The 20,270-nt window shown below is 57.4% G+C and carries 16 protein-coding genes; 9 read left to right on the top strand and 7 right to left on the bottom strand.

Annotation, left to right across the window (positions count from 1 at the left end; genetic code table 11):
• Window positions 1-4 precede the first annotated feature (4 nt).
• From ACR0M3_RS15325 to ACR0M3_RS15310, 4 genes are read left to right on the top strand one after another with little or no spacing between them, the layout of a single operon-like run.
• Window positions 5-814, top strand: coding sequence for a CbbQ/NirQ/NorQ/GpvN family protein (locus ACR0M3_RS15325; RefSeq protein ID WP_267365163.1), 810 nt, complete (start codon window positions 5-7; stop codon window positions 812-814).
• Between the two features lie 9 nt (window positions 815-823).
• Window positions 824-2,746: a nitric oxide reductase activation protein NorD gene (locus ACR0M3_RS15320; RefSeq protein WP_480911532.1), complete on the top strand. Its 1,923-nt coding sequence runs from the start codon at window positions 824-826 to the stop codon at window positions 2,744-2,746.
• Complete coding sequence (locus tag ACR0M3_RS15315; RefSeq protein ID WP_209597161.1) at window positions 2,743-3,291, top strand: cytochrome c oxidase subunit 3; 549 nt, start codon at window positions 2,743-2,745, stop codon at window positions 3,289-3,291. Before ACR0M3_RS15320 ends, ACR0M3_RS15315 begins: the two co-directional genes overlap by 4 nt.
• 5 nt (window positions 3,292-3,296) lie before the next feature.
• Entirely contained in the window at window positions 3,297-3,584 is a 288-nt protein-coding gene (locus ACR0M3_RS15310; RefSeq protein ID WP_480484319.1) for a cytochrome C oxidase subunit IV family protein, read from the top strand.
• A gap of 53 nt (window positions 3,585-3,637) precedes the next feature.
• On the opposite strand, the gene hemA is transcribed toward ACR0M3_RS15310, so the two are convergent.
• Window positions 3,638-4,861: a 5-aminolevulinate synthase gene (gene hemA / locus ACR0M3_RS15305; RefSeq protein WP_480484320.1), complete on the bottom strand. Its 1,224-nt coding sequence runs from the start codon at window positions 4,859-4,861 to the stop codon at window positions 3,638-3,640.
• Window positions 4,862-5,046: 185 nt separating this feature from the next.
• Between hemA and ACR0M3_RS15300 the strand changes: the two genes are divergently transcribed.
• The 3 genes from ACR0M3_RS15300 (at window position 5,047) to ACR0M3_RS15290 (ending at window position 8,318) form a co-directional block, all read left to right on the top strand.
• The gene (locus tag ACR0M3_RS15300) at window positions 5,047-5,739 is read left to right on the top strand and encodes a Crp/Fnr family transcriptional regulator (protein ID WP_267365173.1); all 693 of its coding nucleotides are present in this window, start codon (window positions 5,047-5,049) and stop codon (window positions 5,737-5,739) included.
• Between the two features lie 139 nt (window positions 5,740-5,878).
• Entirely contained in the window at window positions 5,879-6,889 is a 1,011-nt protein-coding gene (locus ACR0M3_RS15295; protein WP_480507923.1) for a D-cysteine desulfhydrase family protein, read from the top strand.
• Window positions 6,890-7,073: 184 nt separating this feature from the next.
• The gene (locus ACR0M3_RS15290) at window positions 7,074-8,318 is read left to right on the top strand and encodes a molybdopterin molybdotransferase MoeA (protein WP_480507925.1); all 1,245 of its coding nucleotides are present in this window, start codon (window positions 7,074-7,076) and stop codon (window positions 8,316-8,318) included.
• Here the strand turns inward: ACR0M3_RS15290 and ACR0M3_RS15285 are convergent.
• From ACR0M3_RS15285 to ACR0M3_RS15270, 4 genes are all read right to left on the bottom strand, one after another.
• Window positions 8,315-10,735 (bottom strand): GcvT family protein, encoded by a 2,421-nt coding sequence (locus ACR0M3_RS15285; protein WP_480911530.1) that lies wholly within the window; start codon window positions 10,733-10,735, stop codon window positions 8,315-8,317. The genes ACR0M3_RS15290 and ACR0M3_RS15285 overlap by 4 nt on opposite strands.
• A gap of 153 nt (window positions 10,736-10,888) precedes the next feature.
• Window positions 10,889-11,128: a hypothetical protein gene (locus tag ACR0M3_RS15280; RefSeq protein WP_480911528.1), complete on the bottom strand. Its 240-nt coding sequence runs from the start codon at window positions 11,126-11,128 to the stop codon at window positions 10,889-10,891.
• Window positions 11,129-11,264: 136 nt separating this feature from the next.
• A complete protein-coding gene (locus tag ACR0M3_RS15275) occupies window positions 11,265-12,422 on the bottom strand; it encodes an aromatic ring-hydroxylating oxygenase subunit alpha (RefSeq protein WP_267367492.1) in 1,158 nt (385 codons plus the stop codon).
• A 103-nt stretch (window positions 12,423-12,525) separates the two neighbouring features.
• Window positions 12,526-13,431 (bottom strand): LysR substrate-binding domain-containing protein, encoded by a 906-nt coding sequence (locus tag ACR0M3_RS15270; protein WP_480616794.1) that lies wholly within the window; start codon window positions 13,429-13,431, stop codon window positions 12,526-12,528.
• A gap of 140 nt (window positions 13,432-13,571) precedes the next feature.
• Between ACR0M3_RS15270 and ACR0M3_RS15265 the strand changes: the two genes are divergently transcribed.
• Entirely contained in the window at window positions 13,572-14,516 is a 945-nt protein-coding gene (locus ACR0M3_RS15265; protein WP_480911526.1) for a PDR/VanB family oxidoreductase, read from the top strand.
• 417 nt (window positions 14,517-14,933) lie between these two features.
• Window positions 14,934-16,760 carry a BCCT family transporter gene (locus ACR0M3_RS15260; RefSeq protein WP_480484328.1) on the top strand — a complete coding sequence of 609 codons (1,827 nt, stop codon included), beginning with the start codon at window positions 14,934-14,936 and terminating at the stop codon, window positions 16,758-16,760.
• A 197-nt stretch (window positions 16,761-16,957) separates the two neighbouring features.
• Here the strand turns inward: ACR0M3_RS15260 and ACR0M3_RS15255 are convergent, their stop codons facing one another.
• Together ACR0M3_RS15255 and ACR0M3_RS15250 are read right to left on the bottom strand one after the other, a co-directional pair.
• Window positions 16,958-17,749, bottom strand: a complete 792-nt coding sequence (locus ACR0M3_RS15255) for an FAD binding domain-containing protein (protein ID WP_480484329.1) — start codon at window positions 17,747-17,749, stop codon at window positions 16,958-16,960.
• 95 nt (window positions 17,750-17,844) lie between these two features.
• The gene (locus ACR0M3_RS15250) at window positions 17,845-20,205 is read right to left on the bottom strand and encodes a xanthine dehydrogenase family protein molybdopterin-binding subunit (protein ID WP_480774221.1); all 2,361 of its coding nucleotides are present in this window, start codon (window positions 20,203-20,205) and stop codon (window positions 17,845-17,847) included.
• Window positions 20,206-20,270 lie beyond the last annotated feature (65 nt).

Below are 20,270 nucleotides of genomic sequence, written 5' to 3'. Positions count from 1 at the left end.
GGATATGGATGGCTCCATAAAACTGAATGAGGGGGCGGCAAACGCCCCCTTCTACCTGCCCCAAGGCGATGAATGCGATGTGTTCACCGCGGCTTATAACAACGACTTGCCAGTTCTGCTGAAAGGTCCGACGGGCTGCGGCAAGACCCGCTTTGTGGCCCACATGGCCGCAAAACTTGGCCGCCCGCTTTATACCGTAGCCTGCCATGATGATCTGGCGGCTGCTGACCTGATTGGCCGTTATCTGCTGAAAGGCGGGGAAACCGTCTGGGTCGATGGCCCCCTGACCCGCGCAGTGCGCGAAGGCGCGATCTGCTACCTCGACGAGGTGGTCGAGGCCCGTAAGGATGTGACTGTCGTTCTGCACCCGCTGACCGATGACCGGCGCATCCTGCCAATCGACCGCACTGGCGAAGAGCTTGAAGCCGCACCTGGCTTCATGCTGGTGGCGTCGTACAACCCCGGATACCAGAATATCCTGAAAACCCTGAAACCCTCGACCCGGCAGCGGTTCATCTCTTTGGAGTTTGATTTCCCATCCGCGCAGATGGAAGCCGAAGTGGTCGCACAGGAAAGCGGTCTGCCGCTGGAACGTTGCAAGCCGCTGGTTCGGCTGGCGGGTAAGCTGCGCGGGCTTAAGGGTCAGGATCTTGAGGAAGGCGTTTCCACCCGACTGGTTGTTTATGCCGCAACACTTATCGCACAGGGCATGTCCACCGACCGCGCCATCCTTGCCGCCATGATCGAACCTCTGACAGATGACGAGGATATCAAACGCGGGCTCCTCGATCTTGTTACGGCTGTCTTTGGGTGAGGCCAGCCAATGGTCAAGATCGATTTTGAGCCATGGGAACCCGAAGAAACGATCGGGAAACTGTGGCACTCCCTTGCCAGCCGCCTCGATGCACCACAGGTGCACGATGGAGCCGCGGTCGACCTTTCTGAGGTCGCGGGGCGGCTGGCCGTCCTCTTTCGAGGGCTGGGCGGTGGTCCGGGCGTAGAATTGCGCCCGGTCTCGCCCGAGGTTTCACACCACCGTCTGGGTTGGCGTCGTCGTCTGGCAACCGAGGCAGAACTGATGCCCCGCGCCTCGTTCGACGGTGAAGTTCTGCGCCTACCGGACCGTCTGGCGGTTTTTCCGGCCCGCGAAGCCAACGGCGCGTTGTATGTCTGGCTGGCCGCTGCGGCTGCCCATGCCGGAACGCGAATTGATGAAGACGATCCGCTGCGCGCCGACCTGCGCGCGCTGATCGCCGCGCAGAGAATGGTTGATACGACGCTGGACGACGCCCCCGGCCTGCGCCCGCTTTACACCGAACTTTGCAAGGGCGTGCTGCATCGGCGCGATATCCCCAACCTGCCACCGATTGAGGACGCAGTTGAAGAGCTGATCCGCCATAAGTTGGGTGACCCTCAACCGCTGTCGGCGAAAGCCGAGCAGCTTCTGACACTGGACGAGGACCTGATCGCCCCTCGCGGCTATCAGCCTATGCGCCCGGTTCCCCTGTGGCCCGAACTGCGCGCAGTTGGCTTTTCCGAACATAACGAGGTGGAAAACCCCGAAACTGAAGGTCCACCCGAGGAATCCGGTGAGAAAACCCACCGCGCCCGTCGTCGCAAATCGGATCAGGCCGAGCGCAGCGACAGTTTCATTCTGCATAAGTTCGAAGCCATCCTCAGCTGGGCCGAGTTCCTGAACATCAACCGCCGCATCGACGATGATGATCCCGACAATGCCAAGAAAGCGGCCGATGACCAGGAAGAGATTGGCCTGGGTCAGATATCAAAAGCCCCGCCAACGCGGCTGAAACTGCACCTTGATCTGGCACCCGAGGATGTGAACCGGGAGCGTCTGTCCGGTCGCATCCTTTATCCCGAATGGGACGTGCGTTCGGGCCGATATCTAGCAGATCACGTCAACGTCCTGCTGTCGGATGCGGATATCCGCGACGATGCTGCCGCGTTTGGCAAGGACCCTGCCACCGCCCGCCGTATCCGCGCGGTCAAACGCCAGTTCGAGGCGCTGCGCCCTGGACGCGTGATGACACGCGGCCATCTGGACGGTGACCAGTTGGATATCGAAGCCGCCGTGCGCGCCGAAACTGACCGCATGGCCAGTGGCGAAAGCAACGACCGCATTTGGCAACAATCCCGCCCCGAGGCGCGCGATCTGGCAGTCTCGATCCTGCTGGATGTCAGCCGGTCCACTGAAAGTGCCGTAACCGGTCGCGCCGTGATCGACATTGAACGTGAAGCCCTGGCTGCTTTGGCCTGGGGCCTGAACGCCTGCGGTGACGATTTCGCCATTCATGCCTTCAGTTCGCTGAAACGTCAGCGCGTCTATATCCAGCGATGCAAACGGTTTGATGAGCCGATGGGCGCCAAAGTTGAACAACGTATCGCGTCACTGCGACCCGGTCACTACACGCGGCTTGGGGCCGCGATCCGCCACTGTTCAAAGGATCTGGCAAGTCAGACCCGCAAACGCCGCCTGTTGCTGGTGATCACCGATGGCAAACCCAATGACCTTGACCATTACGAAGGGCGTCACGGTATTGAAGACACCTGCATGGCCGTGCGTGAGGCACGCCGCGCCGGGCAATCGGTTTTTGGTGTCACCATCGACAAAACCGGCAAAAGCTGGTTCCCCCGCATGTTCGGACAGGGCGGTTTCGCTGTTATCCCAGACCCGCACCGCCTGACCATGGCGTTGCCGCAAATATATCGCCAATTGGTCGGTGCATGAGCGAAACCTCCTTCATCGACGAGCTTCCGGGCGAATTGCTGATGTGGGTTCTGATTATCAGTGAGCTGCTGGTTTTTGGTGCCGGGCTGATCGCGTTCATGGGCGTTCGCCTGACCGACCCTGCAGGCTTTGCCGAGGCGCAATCGCATCTTTATCGAACAGGTGCAGCCTTTAACACTGCAATACTGGTCACATCTGGCTACCTGGCCGCGCAGGCCCTGAACTGGCGCCGCGCAGCATTCCGGTTCAAGGCCAGGCTTGCCCTGACAGGCGCGGCCGTACTTGGGATCGCATTCCTGGTTATCAAAAGCGTGGAATATGCTGGAAAGGCGGGGCAGGGCATTACCTATGAAACCCACCCGTTCTTCATGTTCTACTACCTGCTGACAGGATTTCACGCGGCGCATGTTCTGGCCGGGGTGGGTATTCTGTTGCTGGTCGCGTGGCGCGATGATCCTCGTAACATCGAGGCGGGCGCACAGTTCTGGCACATGGTCGATCTGGTCTGGATCCTGCTGTTTCCCGTGATTTATCTTCTGGGATAAACAATATGCCGGCAACTTCATCTTTTGCTAAATACTCCCGCCGGAGGCGTCCGAACTCACTCACCGGCGCGTGGCTGGCGCTTTTGGCGCTCAGTCTGGCTTCAACGCTTTTGACCCTGATGAAAACGCCTGACGCACTCATTGCAGGCGGTATCCTGCTCCTTGCCCTGATCAAAACCCGTGTGATTCTGGCCCGATATCTGGACCTGGCTGAAAGCCCGGGCTGGCTGCGAGGCTTCACCTTGGTTCTGACGGGGTTCTCTGCTATGATCTTCGCACTTTACCTGATCTGAAAAAAGCCGCCCCTAAAAGGGACGGCAGGTTACCAAGCAAAGGGACGCTTAGGTTATTGTGCGGCCATTGGCATCCGCGCGATCTGACAGCGCTGCCACAGCGCCGACAGGGCGCCCACCAGATGATCGATGTCCTCATCCGTATGAACGGGTGACGGCGTGATCCGCAGGCGCTCGGTTCCTTTTGGAACTGTGGGATAGTTGATCGGCTGAATGTAGATGCCAAACTCCTCAAGCAGGGTGTCCGAAATGAATTTACACTTCACAGGGTCGCCAACCATTACCGGGATGATATGGCTGGGGTTGGGCAAATGCGGAATGCCCTCGGCATCCAATCGGGCGCGTACCTGCGCCACGCGAGTCTTTTGCAAGTCACGCTCTGCACTTGAATGCTTCAAATGCCGGATCGATGCGGCAGCGCCGGCTGCAATCGATGGGGGTAGGGCAGTCGTGAAGATGAAGCCACTGGCAAAGCTGCGGACAAAATCACACAGCGCGGCTGAGGCCGCGATATACCCACCAACCACGCCGAACGCTTTGCCCAATGTACCTTCGATGACCGTCAGGCGATCCATCAATCCATCGCGTTCAGCAATCCCGCCACCGCGCGGGCCGTAAAGGCCGACGGCATGAACCTCGTCCAGATAGGTCATCGCGCCGTATTTGTCAGCCAGATCGCAGATTTCCTTGATGGGAGCGATATCGCCATCCATGGAGTAAACCGATTCAAATGCGATCATTTTGGGTGCGTCGGGATCCGCTGCGGCCAATTTGGCGTCCAAATCCGCCAGATCGTTATGTTTCCAAATCACCTTCTGGGCACGCGAATGCCGGATACCTTCGATCATCGAGGCGTGGTTGAGCGCGTCAGAAAACACGATCAGCCCGGGAATTCGCGCGGCCAATGTCCCCAAAGCAGCCCAGTTCGACACATATCCCGAGGTGAACAGCAACGCGGCTTCTTTCTCATGCAGATCAGCTAACTCAGCCTCAAGCAGAACGTGATCATGCGTGGTGCCCGAGATATTGCGCGTACCGCCAGCGCCTGCTCCGCAGCGATCCAGTGCGTCGTGCATGGCAGAGATCACCGAAGGGTGCTGACCCATGCCCAGATAGTCATTTGAGCACCAGATCCGCACATCCCGCTGAACCGGCCCGTCGGTTTGACGCGCGTTCGGAAACGCGCCACGACGGCGTTGCAGGTCGATGAAAATCCGGTAGTTGCCTTCGTCTTTCAAAGTGTCGAGGCTCTGGCTGAAAAATTGCTCGAAGTCCATCTGGCGTGCTCCCCGGATAACTGAAATTTCGTTGAACCTATGCCAGTGGCGCCCGCCCTTACATGACAATAGTCAAGTTGGAGACTGAGAAAAGGGTGGCACCCCCGCGCTGGCTTTGGCATAGCATATCTCGGGGTTGATCATCCGGGGGTGTTCCCGGAGCGGACGAATAAGGGGCTGCCTTCTTGTCACACGAGGCACAAAAGATAATTGCGCGGCAGTCACTGCTCTTGCGAAGCCTGCCAGAGCAACATGTCGATACTCTGCTGCGTCAGGCCGTCTGGCGGCAATACGACCGGGGCGAGACGATCTTTCTGCAAGAGGAAGAGGCCAAGGCCGTACATGTTGTACTGGCTGGTTGGGTCAAGCTGTTTCGCATTTCCCCGACCGGTGCCGAAGCCGTGGTGAGCGTTTTCACGCGTGGTGAAAGCTTTGGCGAAGCCGTTGCGCTGCGCAATGTGCGCTATCCCGTTTCGGCCGAGGCGGTATCTCCCTGCGAGATCATGCACATCCCAAGTCCGGTGCTGCTGTCGCTGATGAAGCAAGACCCGGAAATCTGCGTATCGATCCTGGCGGCCACATTCACGCATCTGCATTCCCTGGTGGCGCAGCTCGAACAGCTCAAAGCCCAGACCGGTGCGCAGCGTGTCGCGGAATTCCTGCTGAACCTGTGTGATTGCGATGCCGGCCAGTGCGAAGTTGAACTGCCGTATGACAAGATGCTGATCGCCGGGCGTCTGGGGATGAAACCCGAAAGCCTGAGCCGCGCTTTTTCGAGGTTGAAACCAGTCGGGGTTAAGATCAACCGAAACCACGCGGAAATTGCAGATATGGATGTATTACGGAATTACGCGGAAAGCGACCCGAGCGAGAAATAGAGCCGCGTGGCCGTTGCTCTGTGCAGTAAACTGGCCATTCCCGGTCTGCGATCTTTCCGGCAATCACTATCCTTCCTATTCTTGCTGGACATGCCCTATCGGGCGCGATCCTGAGTGGGTGAGTTGATGGAACACAGACATGACGATTGAACAGCTACTGGTCGGTTTTCCCCGCGCGAGACTGATGACAGCTGCTACGCCGGTCGAACGGCTCGATCGTCTGTCCGACCAGCTTGGTCTGGATCTGTGGATCAAGCGGGATGATCTGACAGGGTTGAGCTTTGGCGGCAACAAGACCCGGCAGCTTGAATTCTATATGGGCGAGGCACAAAAACAGGGGGCAGATACCATTCTGATCACCGGCGCTGTGCAATCCAATTTCGTGCGCACGGCTGCCATGGCTGCATCGAAGCTTGGGATGGAGGCCGTGCTTCAATTGGAAGAGCGTGTGCCGGATATGGGAGACCATTATTATTCCTCGGGAAATGTACTTCTGGCCCGGCTTCTGGGTGCCGAGCACATGCACTACGGTACCGGAGAAGACGAGGCCGGGGCCGACAATGCCCTTCACGCGCGGGCAGATCAGCTGATCTCTGAGGGCCGAAAGCCATATGTAATTCACTTAGGCATCGATCATCCGCCCTTGGGGGCGTTAGGTTATGTGGCCGGGGCTGCCGAACTACTGGATCAGATCGCCGATTTCGACGTGGCGGTGGTGCCATCCGGCAGCGGTTCGACCCACGGCGGGTTTTTGGCCGGGCTGCGGCTGGCTGGCAACACGGCACCTGTTTATGGCATCTGCGTTCGCCGCGACCGCCACCTGCAACATGCGCGGTTGCAAAAGGTATTGGAACGGTTGGCGGGTATGATGAAGTTTGACCCGGCTCTGGTCATGAAAGACATCATCACATGGGACGGCGCATTGCCCCCTGGATACGGGCGGATAGGTCCGTCCACACAGAGGGCGCTTGAACAGATGGCGCGTGCCGAAGGTATTTTTCTGGATCCTGTCTACTCGGCCAAAACCTTTGCAGGTTTGTTGGAATTACTTGAAAACGACACAATTCAACAGGGCCAGAAAGTTGTGCTGTTGCATACGGGTGGGCAACCGGCGCTGTTCGCATATCAGGAAGAGCTGTTCCCGGCCTGAGAGCCATCCGAGAAGCCACTATAGCGGAAGTCGCGCTTGGCCAGCCAACCCGTCGTTTCGAAGCGCGCGACGCGGTTTCACGTGACCTATGTCAATGACAGTACCGCGGATGTCGTGTCGGTTGAGCGAGCCTAGCCCACCTTAGAATGGATGGAAGGCATGTTCGCAGAGTTGGAGGCTGGATATGGCTGATGGATGCGGCTGTGATCGACACGCGCATGTGTATCTGAGCGTGGATGAGGCCCTGCTCCGTGGCCTGTCCGCTGCTGATCCGATCACAGAAACGGAAACGCTGCCTTTGGCCGCTGCAATTGGGCGAGTATTGGCCTGCGACTGTTTCAGCAAGGTCGATATGCCCGCTTTCGACAATTCGGCAATGGATGGCTATGCGGTTCGAACAGCCGATCTTGGCGATACCGACCTGTTCCAGATGCCGGTGGCGGGTCGCATCGCGGCGGGGGACAGCGGATCTCATGCTGCTCCTGCGGGTAGCGCGCTGAGGATTTTTACCGGAGCGCCCGTTCCCTCTGATTACGACGCCATCGTCATGCAGGAAGATTGTGATGTTGTAGAGGGGCAAATCCGCTTCAGCCGCCGTCCAAAGCCCGGGCAACATATCCGGCGTGCCGGTGAAGACCTTCATGCCGGAGCGCCGATCCTGCGGCTCGGCTGCGAGATTGGCCCGCGTGAGGTGGCAGCCCTTGCTTCCGCCGGGTATGGCGAGGTCGTGGTCCTCCGCAAGCTGAAGGTTTCGATCTTTTCAACCGGCAGTGAGTTGCGCCAACCGGGTGAGCCCCTTGGGCCGGGGCAGATCTATAACTCGAACCGTTACATGCTGCTTGCGCTGTTGCAGAAACCCTGGATTGACCTCACGGACCGGGGGCAGGTCGAAGATGACCCCGAGCTTTTGAAACAGGTCTTGCTGGACGCGACTGAAACCTCTGACCTGATTATTACAACCGGTGGTGTTTCTGTCGGCGATGAAGATCATATGCCGCGTCTGTTCACCGAGATCGGTGGCGTGACGGATGTGATGAAAGTCGCAATGAAACCGGGCAAGCCCATCATGTTCGGTCGGCGTGGCCGTGCGCTTTACATCGGTCTGCCGGGTAACCCGGTTTCTGCTTTTTTGACCTGGCAAATTATCGGATCGCAGATGATGGCGCGCCGCGCCGGTCTGCACCACACACCGCAGGCAGCCGTGCAGGCAGTTCTGTCGGAACCTTTGTACCGTACCGCAGGCCGACAGGAATATCGCCCGGTTCAGATTGACGGTTACACACCGGACGGACGGCCCCGATTGCGTCTGATGGAGCCGTCCTACAGTGGCCGCGTTGCTTTGCTTGCACAAGCGGATGGATTGGCGATCATCCCGGCAGAGGTGACGGAATATCCCGAAGGGCAACGCCTTGAGCTATTGCGGTTTTAAGCCCTAAGCGCTTTTCCTGCGGCATCAAAGGGCGGTTCATGCAGGATTGTGGCCCTGTGTGGGCGCCCCAGAACCATAACCTCGACCTCATCACCTGGCTGGGCATTTTTCACATATCCCAAGGCCAACGACATTCCGACGGTGTAGCCATAGGTGCCCGAGGTCACCCGGCCGATCCCTTCACCGTTCTTGAAGATCGGCTCGCCACCGGTCGCGTCGGCGTTAGATGCTGTCACATCCGCTTCGTTCAGGTGCAGGATCACCAGGTGTTCCCGAGCCGGGTTCTGCAATACTTTCTGCGCAGCCGCCTTGTTGAGGAAGTCCTTTTTGAATTTGCAGAGACGATCAAGACCAACTTCCTGCGGCCAGTACTCCGGGCTGTATTCGCGGCTCCAAGACCCATAGCCCTTTTCGACCCGCATAGACATCAGTGCCCGGCTGCCAACAGGGCCAGCCCCGAACTCTTTTCCTGCCTCAAGCAAGGCATTGTAAAGCCGGGCCTGATCTTGGGTGTCGCAATGCAGCTCCCACCCCAGATCGCCAGTAAAGGAGACGCGCAGGGCAAGGACCTGGACTCCCGCCAGCTCGATCTTGGCGGACCGCATGAACGGGAAATCTTCGGTTGCCAGCGATGTGTTGGTCAGACGTTGCAGGATGTTGCGGGACTTGGGGCCGGCCACGTTAAAGCCGCACATCGCTTCGGTTTTGCTTTCGAAAGCGGTGCCTTCAGGCAGCGGAACCTGTTTGAAAAAGCGTTTGTGATACCGCTCTGCCATGCCTGAGCTGATCACCCAGAACTCGTCATCAGCCACGCGGGTAACGGTAAAGTCGCCTGCAATACCGCCGCGCTTTGAAATCAGTGGGGTCAGACAGGACCGACCAACGGTTTTGGGCATGGTGTTGGCAAAGACGGCGTTCAGCCAGTCTGCCGCACCCGGACCCTTGCAGACATATTTGGCGAAATTCGAGATATCGATGATCCCGGCACGGTCGCGCAACATCCTGCATTCCTCGCCCACCGGTCCCCACCAGTTCTGACGGGTAAAGCCATTGGTGTCTTTGGTGCCGGGCGTTGCGGCAAACCACAGCGGATGTTCCCAACCGGCGTTCAGGCCAAAAACCGCGCCCATGGCTTTCTGCTCCTCATAGATCGGGCGAACCCGTGCCGGACGACCGGCGCTGCGTTCTTCATTGGGGAAATGGATCGCGAACCGATGACTGTACTGATCTGCCACGCGCGCTTTGGTGAATGCCTTGGTGGCCCAGCTGTCAAAACGCGCCAGATCCCAGGCGAACATGTCGTATTCCGTTTCACCCTCGATGATCCATTGCGCTGCCATCTGGCCCATGCCACCCGATTGCGAGAAGCCGGGGATGATACCATTGCAGCAGAAATAGCCGTCGACCTCGGGCACCGGCCCCATCAGAACGTTCGAATCCGGAGACCAGATCATTGGGCCGTTGATGACACGCTTGATCCCGGCTTCACCAACCGCGGGCAGGCGTTCGATGGCGTTCATCATGTTCTCTTCGATCCGTTCCAGATCATCAGGGAACAGGTCGTGGGCAAAATCCAGGGGTGTGCCTTCTTCGGCCCAGAACCTCATGTCTTTCTCATAAGCGCCGACCAGCAGGCCGTTGCCTTCCTGACGCAGATAATACTCGCCATCCCGGTCTGACACAGATGGCAGGCGGGTGCCGTGGCTTTTCACATCCGCCATGGATTCGGTTACGAAATACTGGTGCTCTGTAGGTTGCAGTGGCAACTCGATCCCAGCCAGTGCAGCAACCTCGCGCCCCCACAGGCCCGCTGCGTTTACCACCCAGCGTGTCCTGATGTCACCTTTTGGCGTTCTGACGATCCAGCTGCCATCCTCCTGCTGCTCGGTTGCGGTGACCGGAGTGAAACGGTGAATCTGCGCCCCGCGTTGACGTGCGCCGACCGCATAGGCGTTGGTCACGCCCGACGGGTCCACATTGCCGCCATCAGGTTCGAACATCACGCAACGGATGCCGTCGTAATTGACCAGCGGGTTCAGCTTCTGGGCTTCCTCAATGCTGATCTCATAGAAATTCATGCCATACAGCCTGGCCTTTGCGGCCTGTAGCTTCAGCTGATGTTCGCGCTCTTCCGTCTGTGCCAGGTATAGCGAGCCGGGCTGGAATACTCCGCAGCTTTGACCGGTTTCAGCTTCCAGCGCTTTATACAGGCTCATCGTGTAATGCTGGATGCGGCTGATATTGGTACTGTCGTGCAATCCGTGAATGTTTGCGGCTGCGTGCCAGGTTGACCCCGAGGTCAGCTCGTCCCGCTCCAACAGAACAACATCCGACCATCCCAGTTTGGTCAAATGATACAGGATCGAGCACCCGATCACTCCTCCGCCGATGACCACGGCTTGAGCTTCGTTTCGCATTTTGGCTATCTCGCGCGTTTTCGTTCGCGCTTGTTCTTTCATGAAGACGGGCCCATCGACAATGTCGACAAAATTCGAGATCGAATGAAGTCAGCTAAACTCAAACTATTGGGAATTGCCTGACGGCGCGATACGCTTATGCAAACGAATTCGTCAGAACGTCAATCGGTGTGCACGGCCGCGTTCTAACAGCTTTAGGTTCAACTCATCTGCTTCCGGCGCGCCGTATTCCAAAGCAAACACAAATGCGTGGGTCAGATAGAAACACGAGGCTTCATGATGCTGGCGCTCTTCGGCCAGAATCGCCGCTTGGTGATACAGCCGGATCAATGCGGGTACATCTTTTTCCGCATGGGCCCGCAAGAGTTGTTTGTCGAGTTCGTCCAGATCCACTGTGACCCTTTCGGTGAATTCACACCGGCTGTCCTCTAGGAGACAAAAGACTGCAACGCGGTCCCGTCTGCTGTTGTTACAACCGATCCGCGATCTGGTCAGAAGGGCCTGACCAGATCAACATTTTCAGGATTGCTTACACTTCAGCCCGGGCTTTTTCGATCTGAGTTGCCACCCAATGATGAAAACAATGGGTCGGGCCGTCCATCGCGGGCGAGAAACGGCCGCCATCGAATTTCACGCCGTGACGGCCTTTCTGCATGCCTTCAACCACAAAGACGTCTTCCTCGAACACCGTTTTCCACAGTTGCGCATTCTTGGCACGCAGCGCTTCGTGTTCGGGTGCGTCTTCGGGTTTTTTGGCGTAGTAGAGCTCAATCCGTTCGTTCGAACGCTCATGGGTGATCGGATCGATGAGGAAGGCAAAGCCGTGGTCGCGCTGAACACCCAGCAGGGTATTCGGGTAAACGACGATATATTCCGCGCCGTCATTCCACTGCTCACTCAGATTCTCGAAATCATCCAGCTTTTCGCCATCGTGACCTTCGAACTGGCGGTAGACATAGGTGCCCTGACCCGAATATTTGCCCAACTCGTTTATGTTGTAGTGATCTTCCAGACGCGAATAGCTGTTCAGGCCGGGATGAACCCAGGGCAGGTGATAGCTTTCGCAGTAGTTCTCAACAGCCAGTTTCCAGTTCGAGTTCAACTCAAGATAAACCGATGCGCCAGCGCCACCGTGATACATCGGTTGATCGAATTCTTTCCAGCGCTCCATCAACTCGCCATGGACATCTTCGAATTCCGGCGCGTCGCCGCTGACATTGACAAAGACAACATCCCGCCAGACATACGAGCGGATGCGGATAAGGCCCAACTCGGCGAAATCCAGATCTTCATGGGTGTTTTGCCCGGGGCCACCGACATGAGGGGCAGTCCGCAGTTCACCATTCAGGCCATAGCACCAGCTGTGATAGGGGCAGCGGATCGCGCCGCGGATCTTTTGCGGCTTGTCGACCAAAATCATGCCGCGATGGCGGCAGGTGTTCTGGAACACACCGATCTGACCGTCGCGATCACGAACCATCAACAGCGGCACACCCAGGAAATTGATCGGATACGCATCTCCCGCCTCGGGAATGTCTTTGCCAAAGCCGATGCCGGACCAGTTCGCAAACAAGACCGCATCCCGTTCTTCGGCAAAAACTGCGGGATCAATATAATGCTCGTTCGGCAGACCCTTTGCGGTGTTTACCGGTGTCAGAACAGACGAAAGCGGTGCGTGCTTGTTCATCGGCCACTCCTGAGTGATTTTGAATGAGTTTATCGCTGCATCCATTGGCGGCTGAGGCCGTCCACGTTCAATACTAAAAATCCTAATGGCAAATTGAGGCAGGCTAAACCGAGCCCTGAGACAGTTCGTTAAGCAACCAATTCTTGAGAGCCAGCGCCCCTTCCGAGAGCTGATCGTCCGGGCGACCGACAAGATAGAAATTGTCCGGGGCGGGCAGGCTGAACTCCTCTAATGCCACGAGTTTCCCCGATGCGAGCATGGGCTGGACCAGACGTTTCCACCCCAACGCAAGACCCGCGCCTTTACGCGCGACCTGAAGGGCAAGCGCATAGCTGTTCACCCGCGATCCCACAGGAACAACCCCGGAAAATCCGAGGTCATGGAACCAGGATGACCAGGTCGTCCAGGTGCTGTCCTGCGTTTCAAGATGGATCAAACGCCGCTGCACGAGGTCTTCAAGACTGGCCCCTTTAAGGTCCGCGGCCATCTGGGGGCTGCAAACGGGTGTAAGGATATCGCGGTACAGTTTCGTGTGCGTGAGTTGCGCGTTCGCGTCCCGGCCATAGCGGATGAACAAGTCGATATCCGGCCGGTCCGTGAACGCCTTGTCTTGTGCCATCTGGTTCACTTTTACGTGCGGATAATCCTGCCAGAACCGGATGACAGACGGCGACAGCCAAAGTGCGGCGACTGCAGTGGTTGATCCAACGGTTACGTGGTTCTCGGAATCATTGCTGCGAATCTTTTCAAGTACCTTTGAAATCTGCCGGAACGAAGTGCCGAGTGCCTCAAACAGGTCTTGCCCATCCTCGGTCAGTTCCACGCCGCGGTGTTTTCGGACAAAAAGGGCTGCGCCCAGCTCGCTTTCCAGCGCCTTAATCTGATGACTGACGGCACCAGGCGTCACGGAAAGCTCGCTTGCGGCTTCTTTGAAACTGAGATGCCGAGCGGCGGCTTCAAAGGCCGATAGTGTGGTAAGTGGAGGAAGGTTGTAGTGGCGTCGAGACATGGAGGTTTGTTGGCTTTTGAACTCTGGGTGAGCTCAATTCACCCGAATGTTAGAAATTTTGCAATTGAAATCTATCTTTTTTCCTGTTGTTTGCTGAACGACGCAGAATGTACGCCACGTGAGACCGAACAGGACAAGTGATGGATACTCAAGTTGCCCGCCTTGTGCGAAAAACACCACTCAGCCCCGACACCTCTGATTTCTGCTTCGAGATCGAAAGCGGGCGCTTCACCAGCCTTGAGCCCGGGGCGCATGTGGACATCCATCTTGAAGACGGTCTGATACGGCAATACTCGCTGTGGAGCTGGAGCCAGGATGGACGCCTGATCAACGTGGCCGTCAAACGCGAAGACGAAGGGCGAGGCGGGTCACTGGCGATGCATGACCTGCAAGAGGGCGTGACCATGGAAATCGGCGGTCCCCGCAACCATTTCAAACTCGAAAGCCATGATCGACACGTCACTTTGATCGCTGGCGGTATCGGGGCCACACCATTGGTTGCAATGGCACGTGAGTTGCTGAACCGAGGGCAGGATTTTCGTGTCTACTATCTTGTTCGATCGAAAGAATACGCGGCGATGGATGCGCAATTCCGGGCGCTTGGACTGGATGAATGGTATCATTTGCATTGTGATAACACAGACGGGCTATTCGATCTGAGATCGGTCATGCAATCGATGCCGATGGGCGCAGACGTTTATACCTGCGGCCCGGAACCGATGCTGAATGCGGTACTGGAAGCGGGTGCCTTGCTGCGTGGCGGCGCGATACACTTTGAACGGTTCGCCGCCGCGTCGGACATTGAACATGCCCCGAACGCCGATTTCCAGATCGAGATCCAGTCGACCGGCGCGGTCTATCCCGTTGGAAAGGACCAATCTATTCTGGAGGTTTTGCAGGCCAATGGTGTGCAGGTTGATTTCGGCTGCTCCGAAGGGCTTTGCGGAACCTGTATCGTTGATGTCGTTTCCGGCGAAGTTGATCATCGCGACGGTATACTTACTCCGCAAGAGCAGGAAACGCATGAGTTCCTGTGCACATGCGTTTCGCGGGCCAAGTCGGATAAATTGGTATTGAAACTGTAGAAGGAACCACAATCACGCCCTTTACTTGTTCTCGCTAACACATGTTTCGAGTAACCGAGTGCGTCGTTTCGAGTAGCATAAGGGTCGGATTCTTGGGTGAGCTGCCCTAACCTCTGTCATAGGTTTTCCCGAATTGAAGGGCGCAACCACTTCTTGCGAAGCTGCTACCAGGTTCAACGGCAGACAGACTTGCCACAACGAACCAACAGCTTTTGCAAGCGAACACAATCTGGGAGGAAAAGAGCGGTGGGCGATCCCACATGGTGTGTGGTCTTCCCCGTAAGTCTCAGCTGAGTTGCAGTCAACTCGCTGATCGTTTGGTGCATTGGGCATGTTTGTTTACGCCGTCCCGCGCGGTGCACCCCAAGCAGAAATCAAAAGAACAAGAAACGGCGAACACACGGAGGAAAACGCAATATGTCGATACCCGATCCATTCACGGACGTTGAGATAAAGACGGCGGATGCCGGTTTTTATGAAAACTACAGCGTCCCAATTGCCCTGATCAGCAAGGCCATCATGGTTGCGCTGGTTTTGTGGGCACTAGTATTCCCTGCAAATGCAAACGGCACGCTTGGCAGCCTGAACGGGCGGCTGCTCGAGCTTTTCAACAGCTTCTACATTGTCATTGTCGGGTTGTTCCTCGTTTTTCTAGCCGTTGTCGCCGCTATTCCGTCCACGGGTCGCCGTGTGATGGGAACACCCGGTGAAAAGCCCGAGTTTTCGAACTTCTCATGGTTCTCCATGATGTTCGGCGCCGGCCTGGGTGTTGGTCTGATGGTTTTTGCAACCGCAGAACCGTTGGGGCTGTGGGGTTCGAACCCCGAAATCGTATCCGAGGCGGTCGTTGGAAATACACCCGAAGCACTGCAGTCGGCTTACCGCTATACCTTCTTGCACTACGGGTTTCACGCTTGGGCCATCTATGTGGTGACCGGTTTGTCGCTGGCATATTACGCTTATACCCGCGACATGCCTCTCACCATCCGTTCGGCGCTGACGCCTCTGTTTGGCCGCTTCGTCAATGGTTTCTTCGGCCATGTGGTTGACGTACTTGGCGTTGTTGCAACGATCCTCGGTGTTTCCGTCACCATCGGCTATGGTGTCAGCCAGTTCATCGACGGGCTTTATGCCATCACCGGTATGGAGTGGGTCATGGATCTGGGTGGTGAAGTTCCAACCCCCAGCAAAGTGGGTCTGATCACCGGTCTGGTCGTCATCATGTGCCTGTCGATTATTTCGGCCGTATCAGGCGTTGGTCGTGGTGTTAAATACCTGTCGAACCTGAACCTCGTATTGTCGATCATCCTGTTGGGCACGTTTGTTGTTTTCGGCTCGTTCGTCTTTGCTATGACCACTTATGGCACTGCAATGGTCGACTATATCCTGCATATCCTGTCGCTCAGCTTTAACGCCTATGGTCCACTGTCAGTTGAAGCCTTCGCTGCGGCTTTGCCTGCCGAAGCACAAGCCCATGCCAATGATCTGATGGGCGGAGCTACCAATGCGTGGGGCAGCTTTGACGGTTTCAAGAGTGGCCTGGAAGGGGCAGCAGCAGAGTTGGATGAAGCAACCCTGGCAGCCGTTTATGCGGCGGGTGAGCAGGGGCGTCAGTTCGGCTGGCAGTCGGGTTGGACCACGTTCTACTGGGCCTGGTGGATCGCGTTCTCGCCCTTCGTGGGCCTGTTCCTCGCGCGCATATCGAAAGGACGCTCTGTCCGCGAGTTCATCGTAGGCTGTGTGTTCGCCCCGGCTTTGGTGTGCTTTGCATGGATGACTGTTCTGGGAGGAACTGCGATTGATCTGGAACTGGCAGGCGCCGCAGAAGGTGCAATCATCGGTGCATCGAACACCAACAAGCTGTTCGTGACACTATCTTACATGATTGACGGTGGTCTGCTGTCAATGCTGAACGTGATGTGCGTGATCCTGATCATGACATTCCTCGTCACGTCGGCAGACTCGGGCATTCTGGTGATGAACACCATCATGTCGGGTGGCAGCCAGGAGACGGGCATCAAGCACCGCATCATCTGGGGTGTCATCCTGACGGCTGTGATCGGCGCGCTGATCCTCGCAGCCGGTGAAAACAACCCGATGGATGCGCTGCGAAACGCGATGATCATCGGTGCATTGCCCTTTACTGCTGTGATGGGTCTGATGTGTATTGCTCTGGCCAAAGCTTTGTTCCGCGACAGCCAGCGTGACAAACACGCCGCTACAGGTGCACAAGCCGCCGAATAAAGCGAAAGCTTAGTTTATGACTTGATCAGGCCGCCCGGAAATGGGCGGCCTGATTTCATTTTGCGCAGACACTGGCCACGACCCTCAAACAACGGAAAAGTGCTGGCCAGCCCGACCTTGGTGAGACACCCAAACCATATCTCAACGAAAAAGCCCCGGTAAAAACCGGGACTTTTGAGCATCTTGTCGTGAAATGCCTACATGCAGGCTTCAACGGCGCGTTTGGTCATGACCGACACAAGATGCGCCCGGTATTCCTTGCTGCCATGTAAATCAGCGATCATGTTGGCGGGGTTAATCCGAAGGTCCATCAAGGCGTCCGGGCGAAACTCCTTGTTCAGCGCCTGCTCGGCTTCGCTCCAACGGAAGACGCCATCCTCACTTGCCCCGGTCACCGCCACGCGCACGCCGTCCGTGAAACGGGCCAAATATACCCCAACAAGTGCAAACCGCGATGCTGGTTGCAGGAATTTTTGATAGCTTGCCGCCTGCGGAACCGGAAAGCGGATCGAGGTGATGATCTCTCCTTCATCCAGGGCTGTGGTGAACATGCCTTGAAAAAAGTCATCTGCCGCAATTTGACGCGCGTTGGTCACCACGGTTGCGCCCGATCCCAGCACACCCGCCGGATAACAGGCAGCCGGGTCATTGTTCGCAACCGAACCACCGATGGTTCCACGATTGCGCACTGCCGGGTCGCCAATTTGTCCAGCCAATGCCGCCAGCGCGGGATAAGATCCTGCAGCGTCGCGAGCAACGACAGCGTGAGGTGTTGCACCCCCAACAGAGACTGAGCCGTCATCATCAACGCAGACGCCTTGCATCTCGGCAATGCCGCTCACCGACACCAGTTTGGACGGTGCCGCCAACCGTTGCTTCAATGTCGGGATCAGCGTTTGTCCGCCTCCCAACGCCTGCGCATCCTCTGCTGCCAATGCTGCAACCGCGTCAGCAATGGTCGAGGGCTTCTCAAACTCGAAATTGTACATTTCGTTCTTCCTTTCCGAAAGGCGCTGATCCGCCCTTCATCTGGCTATAAATATCCCGGGGAGCGGGAGGGGCTGGCCCCTCGCACCCCAACCTCTCAACCATGCATCGCCGTCCAAACGCGTGACGGGCTCATCGGCATGTCGATATGATCAACAGCCCTTCCACCCGAGTTCAACGCATCCAGCACCGCGTTGACCACCGCAGGCGGTGAGCCGATCGCTCCGGCCTCGCCGCAACCCTTCACGCCCAGCGGATTGTGCGTACAGGGCGTCTGGCTGGAATGATCCACGCCGTAGAACGGGACGTCATCAGCGCGTGGCATCGCGTAATCCATGAAGGACGCGCTCAGCAATTGGCCGTTCTCATCATAGGCACAGTTCTCCAGCAAGGCCTGACCGATGCCCTGGCCGATACCGCCATGCACTTGTCCGTCAACGATCATTGGATTGACGATATTGCCAAAGTCATCCGCAGCCGTGAACTTCTCGATACTGACCTGACCTGTGTCTGGATCAACCTCGACCTCACAGGCATAAGCCCCTGCCGGGAAAGTAAAGTTGGCCGGGTCATAGAACGCGGTTTCCTCCAGTCCAGGTTCAACTTCCAGCGGATAGTTGTGCGGGACATAAGCCGTGAGGGTCACATCTCCCCAAGCTACAGACTTGTCGGTCCCCGCAACGCTGAACTGACCGTCCTTAAGTTCGATATCCGCCTCGGACGCTTCCAGCAAATGGGCTGCGATCTTTTTGGCCTTGTCGATCACCTTTTCGGTGGCCTTGACCATAGCCGAGCCGCAAACCGCCAGCGAGCGTGAGCCATAGGTGCCCATGCCAAACGGGATCTTCGAGGTATCCCCGTGCACAATCTCGACCATCGACTCATCGATACCGATCATGTCGGCCACGACCTGCGGGAAGGCTGTTTCATGGCCTTGCCCGTGGCTGTGTGCGCCAACCATCACACTGATCGAACCGGTGGCGTTCACCCGGACAGTTGCCGCATCATAAAGACCCGCCCGGGCCCCCAACATGCCAACGATATTCGAGGGTGCGATGCCGCAGGCCTCGATATAGCAGTTGACGCCGAGACCGCGCAGCTTGCCTTTGGCCTCACTCTGCGCGCGTCGTGCGGCAAAGCCCGCAAGATCAGCAGCAGCCTCCAGCTTGTCCATGGTCCCGTTATAATCCCCGGTGTCGTAAGTCAGCGCCACCGGCGTGTCATAGGGGAACTGCGTGACAAAGTTCTGGCGACGCAGGGCGATCGGATCGACACCCAGCTCGCGCGCGGCCTTGTCTATAACGCGCTCCAGCTGGAAGGTTGCTTCGGGTCGACCAGCACCGCGATAGGCATCCACGGGCACCGTATTTGTGAACATCGCTTTCACATTCACCTGAATGACCGGGGTCTTATAGTTGCCAGCCATCAGCGTCCCGTGCAGCCATGTCGGAACCGAGCTGGAGAAAGTCGACAGGTAAGCGCCCAGATTGGCATAGGTGTTGGTCCGCAGGCCGATGAAGTTGTTATCCGCATCCAGAGCCAGCTCAATCGTGCTGACATGGTCACGACCCTGCGCATCCGACATGAACGCCTCGGACCGGCTGGCCGTCCACTTGACGGGGCGGTTGCAGGCCTTGGCGGCAAAGGTGCAGAACGCTTCTTCTGCGTAATGGAAAATCTTGGTGCCAAAACCACCCCCCACATCCGGGGCTACGACGCGGACTTTATGTTCCGGCAGACCCAGAACGAACGCGCACATCAACAAGCGGATGACATGCGGGTTCTGCGACGTGGTGTAGAGCGTATATTCATCCGTGCCCCGGCTGTACTCGGCCACAGCCACGCGCGGCTCCATCGGGTTGGCGACCAGCCGGTTGTTCACCAGATCCAAAGTGGTGACATGCGCCGCATTGGCAAAGACGTTATTCACCTTGGCGTCGTCGGCCTCACCCAGCTGCCAGTCATAGCAGATGTTGTTTTTCAGATCGTCATGAACCAGCGTCGCGCCCTCCTGCGCGGCGGATTTCATGTCGATCACGGCGGGCAGTTCCTCGATATCCAGATCAATAGCCTCGGCCGCGTCACGGGCCTGTTCCAGGCTGTCAGCCACCACGGCAGCGATCGGATCACCCACGTGGCGCACCTTGCCCTGTGCCAGAATTGGGTGTGGTGGTTCCTGCATCGGCGCGCCGTGCTTGTCGGTCACTTCCCACCCACAGGGCATTCCGCCCACGCCTTCAAAGTCTTTGCCGGTGAATACTCTGACCACACCGGGCATACCTTCGGCGGTTGATGTATCTACAGAATTGATCCGACCATGCGCGATGTCGGACCGCAGGAAATATACGTAAGCCTGACCACGTACGTTGATGTCGTCGGTATAGTTGCCTGCTCCGGTCAGAAAGCGGACGTCCTCGCGCCGCTTGGAACTGGCTCCGATGCCACTGTCTTTGGGCATTGCTTGTTCTCCTCCCATAAACGGATGCTACTGCACCCTTCACTTGTCCCACGGGCGCAACGTTT

The organism is Ruegeria sp. O5 (genome assembly GCF_056535105.1).
This window is presented reverse-complemented; position numbering and strand designations above follow the sequence as displayed.

Bases quoted from the DNA above. Each gene is read 5' to 3' on its own strand.
- ACR0M3_RS15325 (WP_267365163.1), top strand. From the start codon at position 5: ATGGATGGCTCCATAAAACTGAATGAGGGGGCGGCAAACGCCCCCTTC.
- ACR0M3_RS15320 (WP_480911532.1), top strand. From the start codon at position 824: ATGGTCAAGATCGATTTTGAGCCATGGGAACCCGAAGAAACGATCGGG.
- ACR0M3_RS15315 (WP_209597161.1), top strand. From the start codon at position 2,743: ATGAGCGAAACCTCCTTCATCGACGAGCTTCCGGGCGAATTGCTGATG.
- ACR0M3_RS15310 (WP_480484319.1), top strand. From the start codon at position 3,297: ATGCCGGCAACTTCATCTTTTGCTAAATACTCCCGCCGGAGGCGTCCG.
- hemA (WP_480484320.1), bottom strand. From the start codon at position 4,861: ATGGACTTCGAGCAATTTTTCAGCCAGAGCCTCGACACTTTGAAAGAC.
- ACR0M3_RS15295 (WP_480507923.1), top strand. From the start codon at position 5,879: ATGACGATTGAACAGCTACTGGTCGGTTTTCCCCGCGCGAGACTGATG.
- ACR0M3_RS15290 (WP_480507925.1), top strand. From the start codon at position 7,074: ATGGCTGATGGATGCGGCTGTGATCGACACGCGCATGTGTATCTGAGC.
- ACR0M3_RS15285 (WP_480911530.1), bottom strand. From the start codon at position 10,735: ATGCGAAACGAAGCTCAAGCCGTGGTCATCGGCGGAGGAGTGATCGGG.
- ACR0M3_RS15275 (WP_267367492.1), bottom strand. From the start codon at position 12,422: ATGAACAAGCACGCACCGCTTTCGTCTGTTCTGACACCGGTAAACACC.
- ACR0M3_RS15270 (WP_480616794.1), bottom strand. From the start codon at position 13,431: ATGTCTCGACGCCACTACAACCTTCCTCCACTTACCACACTATCGGCC.
- ACR0M3_RS15265 (WP_480911526.1), top strand. From the start codon at position 13,572: ATGGATACTCAAGTTGCCCGCCTTGTGCGAAAAACACCACTCAGCCCC.
- ACR0M3_RS15260 (WP_480484328.1), top strand. From the start codon at position 14,934: ATGTCGATACCCGATCCATTCACGGACGTTGAGATAAAGACGGCGGAT.
- ACR0M3_RS15255 (WP_480484329.1), bottom strand. From the start codon at position 17,749: ATGTACAATTTCGAGTTTGAGAAGCCCTCGACCATTGCTGACGCGGTT.
- ACR0M3_RS15250 (WP_480774221.1), bottom strand. From the start codon at position 20,205: ATGCCCAAAGACAGTGGCATCGGAGCCAGTTCCAAGCGGCGCGAGGAC.